Source organism: Persicobacter sp. CCB-QB2, from assembly GCF_001274635.1.
Lineage (GTDB): Bacteria > Bacteroidota > Bacteroidia > Cytophagales > Cyclobacteriaceae > Persicobacter > Persicobacter diffluens.
This window is the reverse complement of the sequence record NZ_LBGV01000001.1, coordinates 806,814-828,654: the sequence shown is the minus strand read 5'-3', so window position 1 is coordinate 828,654 and position 21,841 is coordinate 806,814. Positions and strand designations below refer to the sequence as shown.

13 protein-coding genes and 1 pseudogene are annotated in these 21,841 nt (G+C 42.5%); 5 read left to right on the top strand and 9 right to left on the bottom strand.

Features of this window, described 5'->3' with window-relative positions; translation table 11 throughout:
- The first annotated feature begins 96 nt into the window (after positions 1–96).
- The 3 genes and pseudogenes from NG22_RS03815 to NG22_RS03800 all read left to right on the top strand — a co-directional run bounded on the left by NG22_RS03815 (position 97) and on the right by NG22_RS03800 (position 4,877).
- The gene (locus tag NG22_RS03815) at positions 97–2,814 is read left to right on the top strand and encodes a TonB-dependent receptor (protein ID WP_072159024.1); all 2,718 of its coding nucleotides are present in this window, start codon (positions 97–99) and stop codon (positions 2,812–2,814) included.
- A gap of 29 nt (positions 2,815–2,843) precedes the next feature.
- Positions 2,844–4,024: pseudogene (locus NG22_RS03805) on the top strand (phytase).
- A 490-nt stretch (positions 4,025–4,514) separates the two neighbouring features.
- Positions 4,515–4,877, top strand: a complete 363-nt coding sequence (locus NG22_RS03800; protein WP_053404491.1) for a hypothetical protein — start codon at positions 4,515–4,517, stop codon at positions 4,875–4,877.
- A 366-nt stretch (positions 4,878–5,243) separates the two neighbouring features.
- Here the strand turns inward: NG22_RS03800 and NG22_RS03795 are convergent, their stop codons facing one another.
- The 8 genes from NG22_RS03795 to NG22_RS03760 form a co-directional block, all read right to left on the bottom strand.
- The gene (locus tag NG22_RS03795; RefSeq protein WP_053404490.1) at positions 5,244–6,029 is read right to left on the bottom strand and encodes a DUF4249 family protein; all 786 of its coding nucleotides are present in this window, start codon (positions 6,027–6,029) and stop codon (positions 5,244–5,246) included.
- Position 6,030: 1 nt separating this feature from the next.
- The gene (locus tag NG22_RS03790; protein WP_157600851.1) at positions 6,031–8,250 is read right to left on the bottom strand and encodes a hypothetical protein; all 2,220 of its coding nucleotides are present in this window, start codon (positions 8,248–8,250) and stop codon (positions 6,031–6,033) included.
- A gap of 72 nt (positions 8,251–8,322) precedes the next feature.
- Positions 8,323–9,981 (bottom strand): hypothetical protein, encoded by a 1,659-nt coding sequence (locus NG22_RS03785; protein ID WP_053404488.1) that lies wholly within the window; start codon positions 9,979–9,981, stop codon positions 8,323–8,325.
- Positions 9,982–10,625: 644 nt separating this feature from the next.
- Positions 10,626–11,402: a glycerophosphodiester phosphodiesterase family protein gene (locus NG22_RS03780; RefSeq protein WP_172674313.1), complete on the bottom strand. Its 777-nt coding sequence runs from the start codon at positions 11,400–11,402 to the stop codon at positions 10,626–10,628.
- Between the two features lie 133 nt (positions 11,403–11,535).
- Positions 11,536–12,513, bottom strand: coding sequence for a glycerophosphodiester phosphodiesterase family protein (locus tag NG22_RS03775; RefSeq protein WP_053404486.1), 978 nt, complete (start codon positions 12,511–12,513; stop codon positions 11,536–11,538).
- Positions 12,514–12,515: 2 nt separating this feature from the next.
- Positions 12,516–14,084, bottom strand: a complete 1,569-nt coding sequence (locus NG22_RS03770) for a RagB/SusD family nutrient uptake outer membrane protein (RefSeq protein ID WP_053404485.1) — start codon at positions 14,082–14,084, stop codon at positions 12,516–12,518.
- A gap of 20 nt (positions 14,085–14,104) precedes the next feature.
- Positions 14,105–17,311, bottom strand: a complete 3,207-nt coding sequence (locus NG22_RS03765; protein WP_053404484.1) for a TonB-dependent receptor — start codon at positions 17,309–17,311, stop codon at positions 14,105–14,107.
- Positions 17,312–17,354: 43 nt separating this feature from the next.
- Positions 17,355–18,458, bottom strand: coding sequence for a FecR family protein (locus NG22_RS03760; RefSeq protein ID WP_157600849.1), 1,104 nt, complete (start codon positions 18,456–18,458; stop codon positions 17,355–17,357).
- 155 nt (positions 18,459–18,613) lie between these two features.
- Between NG22_RS03760 and NG22_RS03755 the strand changes: the two genes are divergently transcribed.
- The gene (locus tag NG22_RS03755; RefSeq protein WP_053404482.1) at positions 18,614–19,153 is read left to right on the top strand and encodes an RNA polymerase sigma factor; all 540 of its coding nucleotides are present in this window, start codon (positions 18,614–18,616) and stop codon (positions 19,151–19,153) included.
- Positions 19,154–19,675: 522 nt separating this feature from the next.
- Positions 19,676–20,587, top strand: a complete 912-nt coding sequence (locus NG22_RS03750) for an Rpn family recombination-promoting nuclease/putative transposase (RefSeq protein WP_053404481.1) — start codon at positions 19,676–19,678, stop codon at positions 20,585–20,587.
- Positions 20,588–20,928: 341 nt separating this feature from the next.
- Here NG22_RS03750 and NG22_RS03745 read toward each other — a convergent pair whose 3' ends face one another.
- Positions 20,929–21,840 carry an AraC family transcriptional regulator gene (locus NG22_RS03745; RefSeq protein WP_053404480.1) on the bottom strand — a complete coding sequence of 304 codons (912 nt, stop codon included), beginning with the start codon at positions 21,838–21,840 and terminating at the stop codon, positions 20,929–20,931.
- Between the last annotated feature and the right edge of the window lies 1 nt (position 21,841).

Genomic DNA, 21,841 nt, shown 5'->3' with positions numbered 1-21,841 from the left:
ATACAAAACATAAACACCATACATTCTTAACCACTATCAGTAAACATTTTCAAGCCCGCCACACCATCTTTGAGGCATCAAAACCTTACTATAAAGATGAAAAAACTACTACTATTGGCAATTGGAATGTTCCTATTCACCATCATTTCAAACGCACAAGGCAACCTCACCGGACGCATCCTGGATGAACAAAATCTGGCCATGCCGGGCGCACTGGTTTTTATAGAAAACACTTCCTTTGGCACCTCTACTGATATTGACGGACAATTTAAACTGGTTAAATTACCAGAAGGAGAACAAGAAATTTCGATATCCAGCATCGGTTATCCGATAATTAAACAAACTGTAAAAATCGAAAAAGGGAAAACGGTTCATCTTCAAACCAATCTATCTGCCAGCCAGAGCCTGAACGAAGTCGTGATTACCGGTAATAAAAATGCGCAGATCAATGCCTTAAACCAGCAGAAAAATGCCATGAATATTATGAATGTCATTTCTGCTGACCAGGTAGGGCGCTTCCCGGACTCCAATATCGGGGACGCGATGAAAAGAATCCCGGGCATCTATGTACAATATGACCAGGGCGAAGCACGATTCGCCAATATCCGCGGTACTTCACCCCAATTAAACTCCGTCACCATCAATGGGGAACGCATCCCCTCGGCGGAAGCGGAAAACCGCTCGATACAATTGGATTTAATCCCTTCGGATATGGTACAGGCGGTTGAGGTGTCCAAAGCCATTACCCCGGATATGGATGGCGATGCCATTGGCGGTTCGGTCAATTTAGTTACACGTTCTGCCCCTAGTGCACCGCGTGCGGCCATTACTTTAGGTTCCGGCTACAACTTCATCGCCAACAAGCCCATGATCAATGGCGGGTTGGTCCTTGGTAATCGATTTGCGAATGATAAATTCGGCGTGATCGCCTCTGCCTCAGTATTGAACCATATGCTGGGTTCTGATAACTTTGAAGCTGAATGGGAGGAAGATGGCTCATTGAAAGAATTCCAAAACCGTCAGTATTATTTGCAGCGTTTGCGTCAGTCTTACTCTTTGAGTTTGGATTATAAAATCAATGCGAACCACACTTTATTCCTCAAGGGCATGTACAACCACCGTAACGACTGGGAGAACCGTTATAAATTACAATATAAAGTGGATGAGTATGATGCGGAATCCGGCGACTACACTTTGGGTAGCGTAAAAAGAGAAACCAAAGGGGGACAAAACGATAAAAACCAAAGACTGGAAGATCAGCGTGTAAGGAACCTCGCACTTTACGGAGATCATCTGTTCGGTAAATTGCATATGGACTGGGCGGCTACTTATGCCAAAGCCTCAGAAAATCGCCCGAACGAACGCTACATTTCTTACGAATTAGAGCCCGGCAACCCCATTCAGTTCAACGGGAGTACCAATACGCCGGTCCCCTCCGATTTCTTTCCGGTAATCACCAGTGATTGGGAAATCGATGATTTATCGAATGAAACCCAAAGGACCGAAGAGGAAGATTTTAGTCTGCGCATCAATTTCCTTTTACCCTTAAAAGCCGAAGGTGCCTTTTCCAACCAACTAAAATTTGGTGGTAAAATCAAATTAAAGGATAAAAGTAGAAATAATGATTTCTATGCTTATGAGCCATTGGATGAAGGAGTATTCTTTAATACCCTACAGTATGAAGACATTTCAAAAAGCAACTTTTTAGCCGGTCCTTACGCCATGGGGAATTTCGTTTCAGCGGAATATTTAGGCAACATCAATTTCCAAAACGGCTCCTTTGAAGGAGAAATGGAGCTAGAAGAAATGGCGGGTAACTTCTCCGCAAAAGAGCAAATCAATGCTGGCTATATCATGTTGGATCAACAATTTGGATCCAAACTCTCCGGCCTTTTCGGTTTAAGAATGGAACAAACTTCCCTGGAATACAGCGGATTCATTTACGATGATGAAGAAGGCACGCTGGACCCAACCTCCACGGAAACTGATCACTACATCAACATCCTGCCTGCGGTTCATCTAAAATATTCGCCGAATAATAATGCCAATATCCGTTTGGCCTGGACCAACTCCCTGGCGCGCCCAAACTATTTTGACCTGGTACCTTACCGCCAGATTTTCACCGGTGATGAGGAGATCGCCATCGGAAACTCCAATTTGGAAGCCACCACATCTATGAACTTTGACCTCATGTTGGAATATTATTTCCAAAATATCGGTTTAATTTCCGGTGGGGTATTCACAAAAGATTTGAAAAATTATATCGTTACAAAAAGAAGTAAGGAAACTTTCAATGGAATTGAACATGATGTATTCCAACCCGTAAACGCCGGAGACGCTAACATCTACGGTCTTGAACTGGGCTTACAGCGTCAGCTAAATTTCCTTCCTGCTCCTTTAAATAATATGTCGGTTTTTGCCAACTATACCTTCACCCAATCTTCAACAAATAATTTTAATCTGGAAGACCGCGAAGGCGAAACTTTACCATTAGTGGGAACCGCAGAACACAGTATGAATGCTTCTTTATTGTATGATTCAAAATATTTCTCTTTAGGCGTTTCCTTTAACTATACTTCGGATTTTATCGACGAGGTGGGTGGTGAACAATTCGAAGACATTTATTATGATCAGGTATTCTATTTAGATGCCAATGCTAATATCAATTTATCGCAAAAGGCCCGTGTATTTGTGGAAGTCAATAATCTTTTGAATCAACCATTGAGATATTATCAGGGAAGTCAGAATTTCACCTTCCAGGAAGAATACTATAACACCCGTTTCTCCGTCGGTTTGAAAATGGATTTGTATTAAATTAAAGCCAACCAATACCAACAGGAGGCATGAAGAGGCCTCCTGTTTTTTTATTAATTATGAAAAACATTTTAACAAGTCTTTTGATTTTACTGAGCTTTTCAGCTTGCAAAAACCAAAAAGAAAATCAACAAGCCACCACCCTCCCAAAAGACCCACGTCAATCAGATGAGGGCATGCGAGTGGCCTATCAATTACAAGAAAAAATTAAGGTAAGCATTCCGGTGAATCATCAAACCGCACCTGTTAATGCGCCGGCAGATATGGACAGTGCAGATGATCCGGCCATTTGGATCAATCACCAAAACCCATCAGAAAGCCTGATCATCGGAACGCATAAGAAAAAAGGACTATATGTCTTTAATTTACAAGGAGAAATTCTTGGGAATACCCGATTGGAAAAGTCAATAATGTTGACATCCGACAGGAAGTGGTGATAGGAAATGACACCCTGGACATCGTAGCTGCTTCTAATCGAAATGACAACAGCATCAGTTGGATGAAATTAGAAGCAGGAAAATTAATATCTTTATATGATCGCCCGCAACTGGTAAGCAAAGCCATTGACGACGCCTATGGATTCTGCCTTTATCAGGATCAGCAAAACCAGCAACTTTATGCTTTTATCAATGGGAAAAACGGTGTCATTGAGCAATATGAACTACATCTGGAAGGGGACAAATTCAAACAAAGTCTGGTAAGAAGTATGAAAGTCTCTTCCCAGCCGGAAGGGATGGTGGCCGACGACCGTACTGACAAACTTTATATAGGAGAGGAAGCAAGCACCATCTGGATTGTAGACGCAAAGGCCTCAGCAGCCACCACCATGGAAGAGATGACCACTGCCCGGGTAGCGGAAAATGAAAACATTGTAGCGGATATTGAAGGCATCACCATCTACCCAACAGGTGCCACTGGTGGCTATTTAATCGCAAGCTCACAGGGCAATTTCTCCTATGCCCTCTTTGAGCTGGAAAGCAAAACCTATTTGGGCAGCTTTGCGCTTGTCGACGGCAAAGTGGATGGCGTGGAAGAAACGGATGGACTGGAAGTCACCCCAGTGGCCCTGGGTCCGGACTTCCCAAAAGGCGCCTTAGTGGTGCAAGACGGCTTCAATTTTGAAGGTGACAGCCTTGTGGCGCAAAACTTTAAAATCATTTCCTGGGAGAAAATCGAGGAGGCGATGGGCCTACTACCTCCCGTGCAATAAAACAAAGGCATACCCACCATTTGTTATACGAAATGTAAAATCAATAAAAGTGGAAACCTTTTGGGGAGCCACTTTTTCTTTTTCCCTTATCGGGCCTCTAAACTAAAATCATGATACAACATTTTTTTGGGGGACTGCTGCCGCTTAGACGGCAGCACCGGGCTCGCGCGGCTCACCCCATCGGCCTTTTGGGCCGCTGTGGTTCAAACAAGCCCGCTTCATCCCTGCCCCCTCCGGGCTAATCGCCCGCTGAGCTATATAACCCATCTTACACGAAGCAAGCCTCCTACCCTCACTTCTCCTGAACTCCAGAGGTACATACTGAATTTCAAGGTGAAGGCAAACCGAAGCAGGCCGCTCTATTATTCCAACTCCATTAGGTTATTCTATTCATGAACAACTAAAGAAAGCAACAGAAAAAATCATAATATTTCACTTAAAATGCATACTTTTATCAAAATTTTTCTTTCCAATACTTAATCACTTGCTAATGATAGGGGTATTTACTTTTTTAATCGCCGCATTTGCTTTCCTCATCAGCATCGTCGGCGGAATCGCGCTTACCTTTGTTTCCCGTTTAATATTCAGAAAAACAAATTACCCCAAAAGCGTGCGGAGAAAATGGTGGATCACAGGCTTCTTTCTAGTGGGCGTTAGCTGGTTGTTGAGCATCGGGAAAATTACAGCGGCATACCCTACTGGTGCCCCGAATGAGGAATCCTATGAATTATTTTTCTCAGCCACCGCAATGATGGCCGCCCTACCTGGAATAGCGATTGCTGGCGGAGGACTAATGGTCATTTTACTCGTCTTGAAAAAAAAACCTAAAAATAAGGTACAGGGACAGCATTAAGCCACCTCAACAGATCTAAGCAGGCCATCAACCAATGACGACCTGCCATAAAGCAAATCATAACTGGCTCAAAATTATGGATACCACAGAGCCGTGAATTGGCAATAAAAACCTCGCCATTCAGGGTGGAGGCGGATTTAACCCAAATCATACATACTTAAACCCTCGGTTAGCTGCAAGGCGGAAAAAAGGGAATAGTCTCCTATTTTATGTTTTTTCAACAAAGTAGATGAATGAGGAGAAAGGAAACTCGCCCAAATTTGGGCTATGAAGAAAAAAACAGCCAGCTAACTATAAAACACTAAAAAACAAACCTCTTAAGCCCCCATCAATCTAGCGGTGAATAATTTGGGTTAAATCCTCTGCTCAATTACGCCTAATATGGATGGTATCATGCCAAACGTAGGAGAATATACCCGAACCTCCCTCAATATTAGAAAGAATAGGAACTGCCGGGCTCGTAGGATCAACAATTCCTACTTTGGCCTTTCGTACTGACTCGAAAAACCGATAAGCATCTTCAGTATATTTATAATAATGAACCACCATGGAGTCATATTCTATGGTGGTAGGATGATTAAATGCTATAGTCCAACTCTCCTCTCCTTGTTTCAACAGTTCGTAAGTTTGAGATTTTTGATAATTACGCTCTCCATTGATATAATAATCCGTTACCAAACGATAATAATCATCATCATCCTGATGGTTAAAGCTTAGCCAGAGCCGACTTACATCATTACCAAAAGCAATCAAATCGGGGGGCTTAATTGCTCTGGTTTGACTAGCCAAAATTGTCCCATCGGTCAATGTAAATTGTAATTCAAATGCCTGAGCTTCCCAATCAATACTATCAACATAAACATAATTAACCACCCTTCCATCTTCCCCTCTGCGATAAAACAAATTTTCTAACTCATATTGGTTCCCCAACTCATCCATTAATAAAGCATTCGCATTCCAGACCGGTTTTAATAATAAAGAATCTTTTAATGGCTGGCTTTCAAATAAAGTAAACTCCAATGGGGATCCATGCTCCATATAAGCTTCTACAAAATACGGAGCATATCCTTCGATCGGAATCATATACCAGCTATCCACTGGCTTACAACCTAAGAAAACAACTAAAATAATGATTACAAATTTTTTCCCCATATCAAAATTTAACACGATACGATAAAGAAGGCATTATCGGTAATAAACTTTCTGTTTTTGCTCCCACTACTGATGGTCGATCTTCAAAAGTAATTAACTCCAAATTAATGAAATATGGATTAGCCTGATTATAAACATTAAAAACACTAAGTGATATAGTATAATCACCCCATCTCCTCTTTTTAGAATAATCAATACTAATATCTAGACGATGAGAGATAGGTAAATCAAAATTATTTCTTTCTCCATATATTGGAACAAAATCATAAGAGGGGTGGCCGCCCGGTAGCCCCTGAATTAACGTAAATGATTCAGGCAAGGTGATTTTTTGGCCAGTGGAAAGGAACCATAAGGCACCAAAAGACCAATTCTTATTCAACTGATACTGCCCATTAATATTTAACTGATGCTGAGGACTATAACCATTCCTATAGGAATGCCCTTGATTAATACCCTCAATTTTCCTTTCGGAGAACAAATAAGTGTAGCTAAGTTTTAATTCCAAATTCGCTATATGCAAATCCTGCTGACTTTCTAAACCATAATTAACCTCATCTCCTTGGGCTACTGCATCTTGCCATCGAATCCCTCCGGCATACAAACCAGACTTAGTATCCGAAATATTATGCTTATCAATAAAGAAAAAATTCAAAGAAGACCTTAAACACTTCAACCACTGATACTTAAAAGAAAAATTATAATGCTGAGCAAAAATCGGATTAATGAATTTATCTGAAAAAAACCATTGATCCATCGGTAAATCCATCCCTACTCCCGGAATCACATGCCTGTGCTGCCAAGACTGCATATAGGAAAGGTAAAACTGGATCCGGTCACTTGCATCCAAAGTAGTTCTAAATCTAATACTTGGTAAATTATACGCTTTCTCTTTGGTGGCAAACCACCCATAACGCAAAGCCAAATCTGTATTGAGCCAATTTGTAATCAATAAGGTAGATTCCAAATAAGCATCCAGCCTAATTCCCAATGCTTCATAGGCCCTGACATCATCACCATCCTCTATTTCATCGCTTGTCGATTTTAGGTTCTGAACACCTCCCTCAGTTACGAAATCAATCCCAGCTTCATACTTCCAAAACCGATTTAAAATCTCCTCATACTTAATTTTATGACTTACAAAATCCAATCCATTCTCCATTTCCACCCTTTCTTTTCCAAGGAAATCAAAAGTGTGGTTAAATTTATTTAAATTAAAACCTGTGATAAAAGTTAATGTCCTTTGATTACTATATGATTTCAACCACTGCGCACTAAAATGGTGCCCGGACCATTGACCAGAAAGAATTCGGGAACCAAAATCAGCAAATAAATCATCCCGACTATTTAAATAATTAATATGGAAAAATTGATCGGTTTTAATATTCCAACTTAGATTAATATCAAAATCATAAAATCGATAATCAGGTAAATGAATATGATTGCTATTTTGTTGATTATAAAAATTGGCAATTAGATCATAATAAGTCCGTCGCCCACCAACACTTAAATTCAATCGATCATTGATCAAAGGTATTTTCAAATAAATATCTGAAGAAATAATTCCCACCCCTGCTGAAACCTCTTGCCTGTCATCAACAGCCTGAAATGTATCAATATTTAAAAATCCGGAACTTACACCATCATATGCCATGGGGAAGTAATCCTTATACAAATATACGGCCTCTACCATTTGAGCATGCAGAGGACCACTAATCCCAAAAAAATGATTGGTAAACAATAAAGGCACATCATTTAAGTAACTCATACTTTCGCTTCTATGCCCGCCACGAATATACATACCACTCTGATGATCCCCAGTTTGCATTACCCCAGGAAGACTTTGAAGGCTTCTTTCAATATTAAACTCACCCATAAATTGTGGGGCAAGGTTCGACAAACTTTCCGTTGAAAAAATTTCAACTTGCCCCACAACTTCATTGTGATTGCCCTCCAAAACAAACTCCTTCAAATTATAAGTAATAGGAATTAATTCTAAAACCATTTCTCCCTCATCAGGAAGCATGACCAATCGAGGCTGATAACCACTTACTTCAACACAAAGACTATCAACTGATTTTGGAGAAAAAACTTTTACCGCCCCCTGTTCATTCAACAAATAAGGTCGATCATTAATAAGAATCAATGAAGCATCTATCGGATCAAGACCCTGACCATCAATTAAGTGAAGCGTTACCTGAGCCCAAGTTTGAAAAACATTCATGAAACAAACCAAAAATAAAAATCTGCCCTTCATAAGAAAAAGTGAGGAGAAACTCCTCACTTATTGTTAATTCTATTTTTTATGATAATCTATAGCAGCTTCAAAAAGTATAAACTCTCCTGCCTCGTTCAATCGCAGAGTGACAGTCTCCGGATACCCCCCGATATTAAAATGCTGATAGTCCATAGTACTTGAATTCAATCCATTTGGATCAGAAATTCTTCTTACCGCTCTATTTATTTTAAAATCGCGCAATTCAGGAGCTAATGCTTCTATAGAATTTCCAAAAAAGTTTTTCATCTCATAATTATACTCGACCGTAACTTGATGTTTTAAACCCGCTTCTTCAATTATAATTTTATCCCAAACATAATCACCAGTTTCAAAATCAAACACGAAATCGTAATCATATTTGGCTGGCTCCCAAAACCAAATATCCACAGGATTGCGCTCCTCCTCATCATCATAATATACTTTGCCTTCCATTTGAGATTCCCCTCCCTCATGGCGATACATAGCAACAACTACCCCTCCTGAATATTCTAAAGTGGTGTATGCCGGATCCTTTACAAACTCTCCCTGAGCATTTTTATGATAGTACTCTACCTTGATTAATTCTCCTGCAGTATTATAAAAATGCTGACTATATTCTTTGGCGTCGGCAAGATCATCCGTATCACTAGCATAAACCTTATCTAACTTACCATTGCTTAGGTAAGACATAAATGAATTCTGCTCCAACTTCAAACTCCCAAGCTCTGGATTTTCTGCCCGAATTACCCCTTGCCTAACCAAATAAACCAAAACCACCGAAGAAACCCCGTCCTTATTCACGAATTCAACCAATTCCCTTTCATAAAACACACCGAAATTCTCAGCTACTTTTAGATAAAACTGATTTTTATCCGCCCATTCTCCATTATTATAATCATCTTCACTCACCTCAAACACTTTGATCACATCAACCTCATAATCACCATAGTAATAAGAATAATAATTATAACTTGCATACACAAATTGATCATCACTTTGATATCTATATATTCCCAAAACATCCCCATTCAAATAATAGCTACCCTGGTATTCCAAAGAGTAAGCTTCACAACAATAATTAATGCTACCGCTATAATACGGGTTATAATAATCAGGTCCACTTTTGGTCACAAACTCTCGATTCGTAACTTGGCTAATTTGCCCCTGAGCATTAAATTGTTTTATTATTTCACTTGATTTGACTTTTTGACCATCCACTACATCATATTTCCGAATGTCCTTGACCTGAAAATCATTAGTGTAGGTAATATTTACTAAGTCCAGGGCCCCGACCTTCAAGTCCTTTACAAAATATTTTCCATTCACATCCGAAAAAATGGGATCCATCCCTCCTTCACCATTTATTTCCAATACGAAAATGTACTCCACCCCATTAGTTAAGAAAATCTTCAATTCATTTGTTAAAGGATCAAAAGTTATATCTTCAATTCCCACTCCATCTTGCCCATCTTCTCCTTGAATGGATTCCGGAAAGTTGATTGTGGCCGTTTGCCCATTCTCAAAAACAATTTCCAAAGATAAACCATCAGCACTCAACCTGTAACTCTCCACCTTCCCATCCCCAATAACATCCTCGATAGAAGAGCCCTGATCCTCAACCGGATCATCCGGCTTACATGCAGTAAATAAGATCAAAAAACCAACTGACAGCAGCAAAATCAATCGCGATAAATTCATAAAAATAAATAATTATTTACAATAAAATATTTTCATGCAATTATAAAATAAAAGCATCTCGCATCAAAACCATTAATCAGTTATTACAATAATAAACAGATAAAATACACAAACCTATAGTAACACTCCTCAGTCAACAAACAGCTTTCTGCGCTGAATTTGTTGGTCAATAAATAAAAAGCAATACATAAAGTACCAGAAGATGAGGATTTCTAAAACAACTTTCAACCCAGCCATTAAACATAGCTAAATTGAAAACCACGCCGGGCTCATTAAACAAAGTTGCGGAAAAACCGGCCTAAAGAATAAAACATAAAAACCACTATCCTACACTACAAAATATTAAAACTCAATTAACGAAAGTATGCATTACAATATCGTGAAAAACGCAGAAGAACATCACTTAAGAGATTAATAACCAACCTCAAAATATAACAACTAAAGAAAATACAGCACCCCAAAATAGCCCAAATTTAAAGCCTATTGCAGCTGTTTGTATCAAATTCCCTACAATAACAATCAACAAAGGCTTTCAAGGTTGTCGAAAAAAGTTATCTCCACTGATAAGAAACCTTTCTCATAAAAAAAGGCAGCCAACAGGCCACCTTCTCCAACAATTCAAACAGAAACTATCAAATCCCCATCTATTGATTCCTTATTTCTAAATACCTGATCAACGCTTCCGTTTCATCTGTCATGATAATCTCCATGCCCTGGTCGATCAGCCAACCCCAACTGAAATCCGGATCATCCTTGCTTTTATAATCGGAATGTCCGGCAGCAGAACTCCCTTCCCAAAGCGTATGGCAATAGGTTTTGATCCCCCGATTCAAAGCATCCTCCACGACGGTCCATAAAGTATCCTGCTCCGTTTTGAAGCGAAAGAAAAGCGTTTGTAATTCCATATTGTCCACATAGGCATAGTATTCCCCCACGGGGTCTTGCTGATGAGAACCAATCTTTGGACACATGATGGCCCCGGGGTATTTTTGCAGAGTATCTTTCACCGCCTGATAGGACGCATCAAAGACCCAGAAAGTCTGATCCAGGGTTTCAGTGGCTTCCAGCACCTGATACATGGCAGAAAAATTTTCTAATGGGTCAATCTTGATATCCAGATTTACCATGATCTTCCCATTAGCCGCCTGCATATATTCCTTGAAGGTCGGTACTTTGTAGGAGGTAAGATTTCCCTCCTTATCTCGAAGTTGTAATTTTTCAATTTCTAGCCAGTCAAGCTCTGCTATTGCACCTTGCCCATTGGTGGTACGATCTACGGTATGATCATGCATCACGATCAGTTGGCCATCTTTGGTTTTGCGAATATCAATTTCCACGATGTCCACTCCCTGCGCAATGCTTCCTTCTAGGGCTTCCAGAGAATTTTCCGGAAAATGGTTCCAGTCCTGCCGGTGCGCCATGACCATCACTTGCCCCTCTCCCGTCTTATGAAATTTCTCCAGGATGGGTTGAATCGCCTGAGAAAAAACCTTCCCCCTTGAAAAACAAGAAGGGAAAGGATCAATAAAAATCGAGTCAGCTTAATTTTCATCTTTAATAAGAGGCTTCCTTACATACCAAATACTGCACATAACGTGGCAAGTCGGTTTGTACTACATCTATCCCCTGCTCCATCAGCTTCAAAATGCCCGCATCATTCCCCTCAATAGCCGCACGGTCATACTTGCCCAAAGCATTGGCCCAAACCCGACAGTCCGCTCTCATAGATTTGATATACCGTACTGCCTCACTCACCTCAAAATTGGAATCATCAATATGAATAATAGCCGGATTGTACTTTTCCATCAAGTGTTCCAGACTTTCCATGGAACGGGCACGAGGCATCACCAGTGCCTCCGGTGTTCTGCCCAGCACATAATCCATGTCTGCTTCATCGCAGAAGAACAAACACTGATCAAACATTTCCAAAGCTCCCACTGTGGCATGAATTGCTTCAATGTTATCACATTTGATATCCAAATCAATCACGATCTTCCCCTTCATGGCTTTCAGGGATTCATAAAGGGTGGGAATATACAAATCCGTGTTCTTACCTGTAAATTCATCAATCAGCTTTAAAGCGCGTAACTGTTCATAGCTCATCTCTGACACCTTCCCCTCCCCATTGGTGGTTCGGTTCACGGTACCATCATGGATCACCATCAGAGAATCTTCTTTTGAGTTTCTGATATCCAACTCAATAATGTCGGTGCCGTATTTCACGGAATGCTCAAAGGAAGGCAGGGAGTTTTCCGGCATTTCCATATGGTCTCCACGGTGGGCGGCGACCAACACCCGGCCTTCCGGATTTCCGAATATTTCACGCACTTGATCAAGCCCCTGTTCACATACAGGTTTTTGATTTAACCGATCGAATGCCGCCTGGTACTTTTTCAAAGCCTCAGCCTTTGCGACGGCTTTCTTATTTTCTGCATTTTTGGGCGAGGTTTGCTCCTGAACACTCGCCTTTTGAGAGTCACAGGCCTGAAAAAACAAGCCGGCAACTACAAGAGATAAAAGAATTTTTTTCATGATTAGTTTTTCGGGTAACCCGGATTTTGCTCGTAACCTTCTGTGGTTACCAAATCTATTTCAGTTTGTGGAATCGGGCGCAGGGCGTGGTAATCCTGAATGAATTGCGCCGCATTTTCGTTATGTTTTTTCACATTGGTAATCAAACGATCTGTTCTGACCAAGTCCATCCAACGGTGCATTTCTCCACCCAATTCACGTGCTCTTTCATCTAGAATATAATCCAGGTCAATATCCCAGGCCTGCACCTCCGGAATACTTCCTCCCTCCACGGTACGGAAAGCTCTCAGTTGTTTCAGTACTTCAGCCGCTTCAGCTGTTTTCCCCTGCTCAGAAAGCGCCTCCGCCAAAATCAGATAGGTTTCGCCCAGGCGGAAGACAAAATAATCACGGAAGCCGTTCGTGTCCTGGAAGCTTGCACGGGTATGGTCATCATGCTTTTTTATACCCCAGTGCATCAGGCCTTCATTCGGCGCTATCACATCGGTGCTTCCATCCAGATAATCCCATTCAGCCTCATCGCCGATGGCTTTCCCATCCGGCAAGCCGGCCTCGGTATTATAATACCACATACGACGGAAAGTGACATCAAAACGAGCATCATTCGCATCAAACAATTCCCTATAAAACTTCGTGGGCGCAAAACGACTCCATGGACGACCTCCCTGATGCAAATCACGCATCAAGCCGGGGAATTTATCATATACCGGAGTAAAGTATAAATGGCCACGGTTACCGCTACGGTTAAACTGCGGATTATTGATAAATTGAACGGCAAACACGACCTCCCCATTGCGCTGATTATCGTAATCGAAAATAGCGGCATATTCTTCTAAATGGTATTCTCCCGAATTGATTACCGCTTTTGCAAGTTCCTCAGCTGCCACATAGGAGGCCGTCTGCTGATATTGATAAGCCATAATCAAATGAATCTTCGCCAACAGATGCTGCGCAGCCCCCTTGGTGAATTTCCCCAATTCCTGAGCGGAATGGGAAGGCAAAACGCCTATCGCCCACTCCAGGTCTTTCACCATTTGATTCAAAATCACTTCAACCGATTCACGGGTAGCCTCTGTGGAAATCTCTTTGGTTTCCGTTATTCTGAAGGGCACGTCCCCGTACTGCTGGGTCAGCCACCAATAGCACATGGCGCGTATCACATATGCTTCCGCCTGCACTTGCTCAATCTGCTCTGCTGTCGCATCAGTTAACAAAGCTGAGCGCTCAATCATCGCATTACAATGATTAATATTATCGTACATAGTATTCCAGATGTGTCGGAAATTCCCCATCTGCGGATTCAAACGCGCATCATAAGTATCCATTTCGGAGCCTCCCTCACTCCCGTGGGTGAAAATATCCGTCCCTGGAGTAGTGACCATAAAACCTTCCTGTTGCCCGTAAATCGACCTTAAGCCATCATAGGTGCCGGCAAGGCCGTCCAGGATTCCACTATAGGTGGAAAAATGCTTATCACCGGTAATGGATGACTTTGGAATTTCCTCCAGCCAGCCAGTACAGGCACTGAAGGAAAGGAATAGTAGGATATATAATAAATTTACCTTTTTCATGACAAAAATTTAATCAATAATTAAAAGCTTAAATTGATTCCCATTAAGTAAGTAGAGACCGCCGGGTAAGCAGTGCTGGTACCGAATTCAGGATCATAACCTTCGTATTCTGTCCAAATGGCCGGGTTTTTGGCCTGTGCATAAATTCTAAGATTCTTCAAACCGATTCGCTCCAACTGCTTTGCATTGAAGTTATAAGCCAGGGTCACATTCTTCAATCGGATAAAATCTCCTCTGAACACATTATTGGAACTACCAAATTTAGGGCCCTGAGTGGCGGCATCGGGTCTTGGGTAGGCATTGGTCGGATTGTCCGGCGTCCAGTAATCCTGTCGGAAATTATTGTATCTTCCGTCCAGGCGACCGGCAGAAGAATGCAGACCACTGTAAATTTCATAACCAAATTTCCCGGTTAACAAGAAGCTGAATTCCCAACCTTTATAGCTAAAACTATTGGTCATACCGGCAATCCACTGCGGATCACGGTAACCGATAATCTCCCGCCCCTCTGTCACTTTCAGTTCTCCGGGCTGAAAACCTTTTGCTAGGGCCTCTTCCTGCTCTTCCAACTGCCAGATGCCCAATTTACGATGATCATAAATCACATTGATCGGCTGACCAATAAACCAGGCATTCCCCACATCATCCAGACCGGTGCCGTAAAGATCAACTACCTGATTTTTATTGTATGAAAAGTTTAAATTGGAATTCCAGCGAAAATCCTTGGTCACTACGTTCACCGTATTCAGGTTAAATTCAATACCGGAATTTCTCACGCTTCCCACATTTTGCAATACCGATTCATAACCGGTTGAGGCTGGCAATCGGCGCTCCAACAACAAATCAGTAGTCAAAGAATTATAATATTCAATACTTCCGCTAATTCTTCCGCTCCACAGCGAGTGATCAACACCCACATTAAAAGAAGCAGTTTTTTCCCAACGCAAATCCGGATTAGCCAAATCCTGAAATCGGAAACCAGAAGCCCCACGATCGCCATAAACATAGTTGGAGCTGTGCAAACTGCCCAAAGACTGATAGGGAGGAATGCCGGTGTTACCCGCTGCACCATAACTCACGCGCAACTTCAGATCATCCAGCCATTCTGCCGATTGCATAAAACTTTCTTCCTTAATTCTCCAGGCAAAAGCCGCCGAAGGAAACAAGCCGTACTTATAGCCATCTCCGAAACGACTGGAGCCATCCCGACGTGAACTCACCGTAAAGATATAACGGTCCTTGAAGGTATAATTTACACGCGCCATATAAGACAACAGCATCCAGTCAGCATAGTCAGAACCAACAGATTCGATCTCCTCTGCTGATCCGATATTATGCCACAGAAAATCATCATTAGGAATGCGATTGGCATAGATGTGTGCATAAGTGCTGTTCTCTCCCTGCATTCCCGTCATCAGGGTCACATTCAACTTATGATCGTCCCAGGTCTTTTTAGCCGATAAAATATTATCCACCATATAGCCCATCTTCCTGCGATTCACCACCTCCGCACGGTTATTTCCGCCCTGCTGACGCGAAGACTCACTACCATAAAAAGCACCGGAATTTTCATATAAATAATCCAAACCCAAATTCACCCGGTAAGATAACCAAGGTAATATTTTGGCCTCCGCATAAAGGTTAGACAAGAAACGGTTGTTCTTTATCTCATTGGTGATATTTTCAATATCCGATAAAGGATTCGAACGCTGACCCTCATCAGTCGTTGGACGAAAAAGGATATTCCCATCCTCATCGTAAGCGTCTCCCAGCGGATTCAGACGAACAATATTATCAAAAATATTCTGACCTCCGGGTCCGGTATTCTGAGTTGAGGAGGAGAACATCGTGGACGTTCTCACCGTCAACCAATCAAAAGCATCATAATCAATATTGGTGCGCAAATTGATTCGGTTGAAATCGTAGTTATCAATAATCCCCTGCTCCTCATAAAAGCCACCACTGACAGCCGTTCTTAATTTATCATTCCCTCCTACGATGCTGATCTGATGATTCTGTTGTAAGCCATTATGGTACATTAAGTCCTGCCAGTCAGTATAATTCCCTTGCTGTAAATTATTATAGGCTATCGGATCGAAAAGTTGATCATCCGGCATCAGGTTGCCCGCCGTACGATAAGCTTCCCTTTTCATCTCCGCAAATTCCTCCCCATTCATCAGGTTCAGCTTGTTGGAAACGGAAGTCACCCCCAGATAAGAATCCACCGATACGCGCGTCTGGCCGGACTTTCCTCTTTTGGTGGTAATCAAAATCACCCCATTTGCTCCACGAGAACCATAGATCGCTGTGGAAGAGGCGTCCTTGAGCACCTCCATAGATTTAATATCGTTAGGGTTAATCTCATTCAGTCCGCCTTCAATCGGCATTCCGTCCACCACCACTACCGGTGCGTTGGAGGCGGTGATCGAACTGTTCCCACGAATCACGATGTCCATCTGCTGCCCCGGAGCAGCACTTCCAATGTTCACATCCAAACCGGCCACCTTACCCTGTGCGGCATCCAAAAAATTAGCCGTAGCCATATCATTCAGGCTTTCTCCACTTACTGAGGCCACCGCACCGGTAACATCCTTCTTCTCCATCTCGCCATAGCCTACCACCACAACTTCATTCAACTCAGCGAAGAACTCCTTCAGCACAATACGAAAATCCGACTGATTCCCCAGCTTCACCTCACTATCTTCATAGCCCAAAAAGCTGACTTCCAAACGATCCTCCGCCGTTACTCCTTCCAGGTTCAGACTAAATTTACCTTCAATATCGGTAATCCCTCCCTGCTGTGTTCCTTTCAATACAATCGTAGCACCGATAATAGGCTCGCCATAATTATCCAGCACCACCCCTTTAACTTTTACATTTTGCGTCAGCTTTTGCTTTTGCGTGCCGGGCGTAATCAGAATATTATTCCCTTGCTGATTACAATTCAACCCCAACTGTTCCCTAAGTACTTTTTGCAGCTCATCAATACTAAGGGAAGTATTCTTTACTTCCACCGTCTGCAGCACATCCACCTCCTGAGAAAAAACAAAGCGGTAATCCGTGCTTTTCTCAATCTGCTTAAACAAGTTTTTCAGCGCGATGCGCTCTCCAGTTTCCAACTGAATTACAGGCCGTTCAGGTGCTGCATGCCCTGAAGTTGGGACAAAGAATGCCCCTGCCGCCAGCATCAGAATGCCGGCCGCCTTGCTTTTTGTAAAAATTGTCATATTTTTGGTTTGGTTTATACGGTTGTGGGAAAGGTTTGCCGATCTACTCCCACAACTTTGTTATTATTTTTTCTTCACCATGATGGACCGTCTTTATGTGAAGCACCTGCCCCATCATATCCATCACTTCCGCTACCGGAACATCTGTAAATACTCCCGTAAATTTTAATTTCGAAAAATCTTCATTACTGCTAAGCCTGTAATCACTGTTGTAATGCTTATTCAGTTTCTGCACCATCTCCGGCATAGAACATTGATCAAACCGAAGAATCCCCCGGGTCCAGTCTGACACAGCCTCCGCATCAAAATCACCCAATACCATCTGCCCTTCCTTTTCAGAAAAACTCACAGCCTGCCCGGGCTGCAGCACAACCTCCTCTTTAACAGAAACCTGCCCGAATTTCACTTTACCGCTAAACAAGCACAACCTAACCGCTTCCTCTGACTGCTCCACATTAAAGGAAGTACCCAGAACCTCTGTCCGGCTATCATTGGCATATAAACGGAAAGGGTGTGCCTCATCCCGCTTAATATCGAAAAAAGCCTCGCCCTTCAGCCTAACGGTCCGATACTGTTGATGAAAATCCCACATCCACTTCAGTTCCGCGCCAGCCCTCAAAGTCACCTCACTACCATCCGGTAAACTCACCCGCTTATAAGGCTGATTCGTTTTGAAAATGATCGGAGGCCTTTTCTCTCCGGTAACGGCCCGACTACTGGTTAAAGTCACAACTGAACGGTCCTTCTCTGGAACAAAAGTCCCCATAAGCCCGTACATCACCCCTCCGAATAGCACCAAAATTAAAAGCGCCGCCGCACCTGAATATTGGTATGCCTTCCGTTTTCTTTCAATACTCCGCCCATACTCATAGTCCCGGATTTTTTCATTGAGCTGATTCACCCTTATAAAAGCATTCAGATTCACCTCCCGGCTGACTTTACATTCCTGCAGACGGGCGATATCCTGAAAATAAGCTTCATTATCCGGATGTGCGCTCCGCCATTCCGCTAATTGTCCCTGCTCTCCGGATGTCAGTTCATTTAAAAAATATTTCCCGATCAGTTCATTCATTTTATATAATAAATCGATTCTGATCATATAGACAGACAACACCCCATAAATTCCCATATGAATTTCAACATTCACAAATGGATAACACAGCCCACCAAAATCACCACCAATATTAAGCCCACTTTACTGCCTTAACCGCTCTCTCATTTCGGTATAACATAGCTTTGAACTTAAACTTCACTTAGCGAAAACCGCACATACTACCTTTGTTTTATACCTGAATCAAAGCAATGGAACTATTTTCTAAGCATGCCTCCTTTAACAATAAAGAAGAATTCAGTGATCTGTTTATTAAGTATCATGATCGGTTGGTCGGATTTGCCAAAGCCATGAAACTTTCAGAAACAGAAGCTGAAGATATAGTAGGAGATGTTTTTCTTAATCTTTGGAAAAATCGAAAAAGTCAAAACATCAAAACTTCTATTGAGCCCTATTTATACCGTGCCGTAAAGAATAGCGTACTTAACCTATTGGAAAAATCATCCAGAAAATCAGAAAGCCTCAGCATAGCAGAAGACTTACCGATCATTGGAGATGATGGCAACGATCAGGTGCAATATGCCGACCTTCAACAGGTATTGGAAATGATGGTGAACAACCTGGCCCCGCAACAACAGATGGTCTTCCGTCTGGCCAAATTTGACGGACTTGGAGTGCAGGAAATTGCTGAAATATTGGAGATCAGCCCCAAAACCGTATACAACCTTTTGGGAATGGCTTTGAAAAATATCAGAGAAAAAATGCTGCTACATGGCTATAGCATTTCCTGAATCAGCTGAGTCAACCTTATTTCAGAATAGTATGCCCCTGCTCTACTAGCAAAGCATTCCCAGGCTCCCTTTCCATACCCATTAAAATACTGGAGAATTCCTTTTGGGGGACTGCTGCCGCTTAGACGGCAGCACCGGGCTGGCGCGGCTCACCCCATCGGCCTTTTGGGCCGCTGTGGTTCAAACAAGCCCGCTTCATCCCTGCCCCTTCCGGGCTATTCGCCCGCTAAGCTACCCAAAAATACCCGGGAATTAAGTTAGAAGCCTGCCTTTTAACCCATTGACCGATGATAAAACAAAAACACCCTATTGGAAAAGCGGCTACCACCACGCTTTACGCGCTGTGCCCATGGTCTTCATCATCAAGAAATTTCCCACCTCTTAATAGACAACCTCCTGGCCAAGAGGAAAAATATGGAGCACCCCCAAACACCCCATTCCCTTCTCTTATATTTTTGCTTATCTTTGTGCCAACAATCAGGGCGTAAGCGTCTTCTTTTTCATTTTTAAAAGATAACCGGCATGTTGAGCAAATTCATTAACCCCTTTACGGACTTTGGCTTTAAAAAGCTTTTTGGAGAAGAAGCCAATAAGGAGTTACTCATTGATTTCCTCAACCAGCTCCTGCCAGAAGAAGACCAAATCGCGGACCTCAGCTATCAGGCCAATGAACATTTTCCCCGGACCCCGGAAGAAAGAAAGGCGATCTTTGATTTATACTGTGAAAATCAGGACGGGGAAAAATTCATCATTGAACTACAAAGGGCGAAACAAAAATACTTTAAGGACCGAAGTCTTTATTATTCCACCTTTCCTATACAGGAACAGGCCGAGCCGGGGAAAGAATGGAAGTTCCGTCTGAAAAGTGTTTATACCATCGGCATTATGGATTTTCTCTTTGAAGAGGAAGACGATGAGCCTGGAAAAATCCTGCACCGTGTACAACTCATGGAAGTAGAGACCTGCAAAGTCTTCTACGATAAACTGACTTTTATTTATCTGGAAACCCCCAAATTCACCAAGGAATTACATGAACTTGAAAACCATTTTGACAAATGGCTTTACCTGTTGAGAAATCTGGAGCAATTGCAAAGCCGGCCGATGGAATTACAGGAAAGGGTTTTTAATCGTTTTTTTGATCTGGCAGAACTGGCCAAATACAGTCCGATAGAAAAGAAAGCCTATGAAGCTTCCCTGAAAAATTACCGCGATCTTTATAATGTGATGGAAACTGCCAAGGAAGAAGCAAAGGAGGAAGGTCGTTTAGAAGGCAGGATTGAAGGGCGGGAAGAAGGCAGGGAAGAAGGCCGAACGGAAACCCTAAAAAATTCTGTGCATGGACTGTTAAAAACCGGCTTGCTCACAGATGAGCAAATCGCCGAGGCATTGAATATTTCAATAGAGCAGGTTCGGGAGTTTAAAGGTGAAAAATGAGACAGAAGTACTTGACACCCCCTATAAAGAACTGGATATCAAAGGCTTTTAATAATTACAGGTAATCCCTCGTTTTTGCTTAATAAAAGCCAAGGTATTATATGTTAATGCTTTGCATCACCCTCCTCCGTTTTTCCAATGGCAGCTTTCTTTCAAGAATAATCTGTATCGACCCGCAAAGCAGCCCGGCCGAGGGATGAAGGCATTGTTGGAGCTCATTTTGGCCAGCTCCAACTTGGGCGGTTTTATTGTGGGCGGCGCGCCAAAATAGCGACTGCCGCCAGCCCGGTGCTGAGCCTGCGAGGCACGGCCCCAAAAAAGCACCTGCTGGGACTGTCCGATTAATTCATGCTGTACTTTTGGCGGTATTCGGTGGGGCTCATGCCTTCCTTCTTTTTGAACAGTCTTGAAAAATAAGGAGGGTATTCGAAGCCTAATTCATAGGCGACTTCGGCTACGGTTTTGCCCGGATCCAGTAAGATATTCTTGGCTTCTTCGATCAGGTAGAGCTGCAAATGTTCGGTGGTGGTTTTGCCCGTTTCTTTTTTCAGCGTATCGCTCAAATAACGCTGTGATACCGAAAGCTCCTCGGCGATTTGTTCAATGCCCGGAATTCCTTCTTCCTGCACCCGACCAGAATCAAAATAGGTTGACAATGCCTGATTGAAGCGATCCAGTAAATCATTGGAAAGCTCGGTGCGGCTATTGAATTGCCTTTCATAAAATCGCTGCGCATATTTCAACAAGGTACTCAAATGCGCGATGATGAGCTCTTTACTGAAGGAATCGGGATTGTTATGATATTCGAGCTCCATATTTTCGATGATGAGCTCCATCTGTCGCTCCTCTTTTGGGGAAAGATGCAGGGCTTCATTGACTGAATAAGAAAAGAAACCGTATTTTCTGATCTGGGTGGCCAGTTCTGTTCCTTTCAGGAAATCTTCATGAAAGTTGATCGAAAATCCCTTTTGATCGAAAACGGCACCGCTATTCCACTGCAATACCTGCCGGGGAGCGATGAAAAATAAGGCCCCATCGGTAAAGTCGTATTGGGTACGGCCATAATTCAGATCTCCCGCCACAAACCTTTTGAAACTGATCGAATAGCAATCGTTCGTGATGGGAGGCGAACTTTCTTTGGGGCAGGGCAAAAAGCCTTCGCCCAGGGCGGTATACATGCTGAACATCGGATGCTCCGGGCGGGGCAGTTCCAGATATTTCAGATAGGCCGACAGCGAATCAAAATGTTGCATG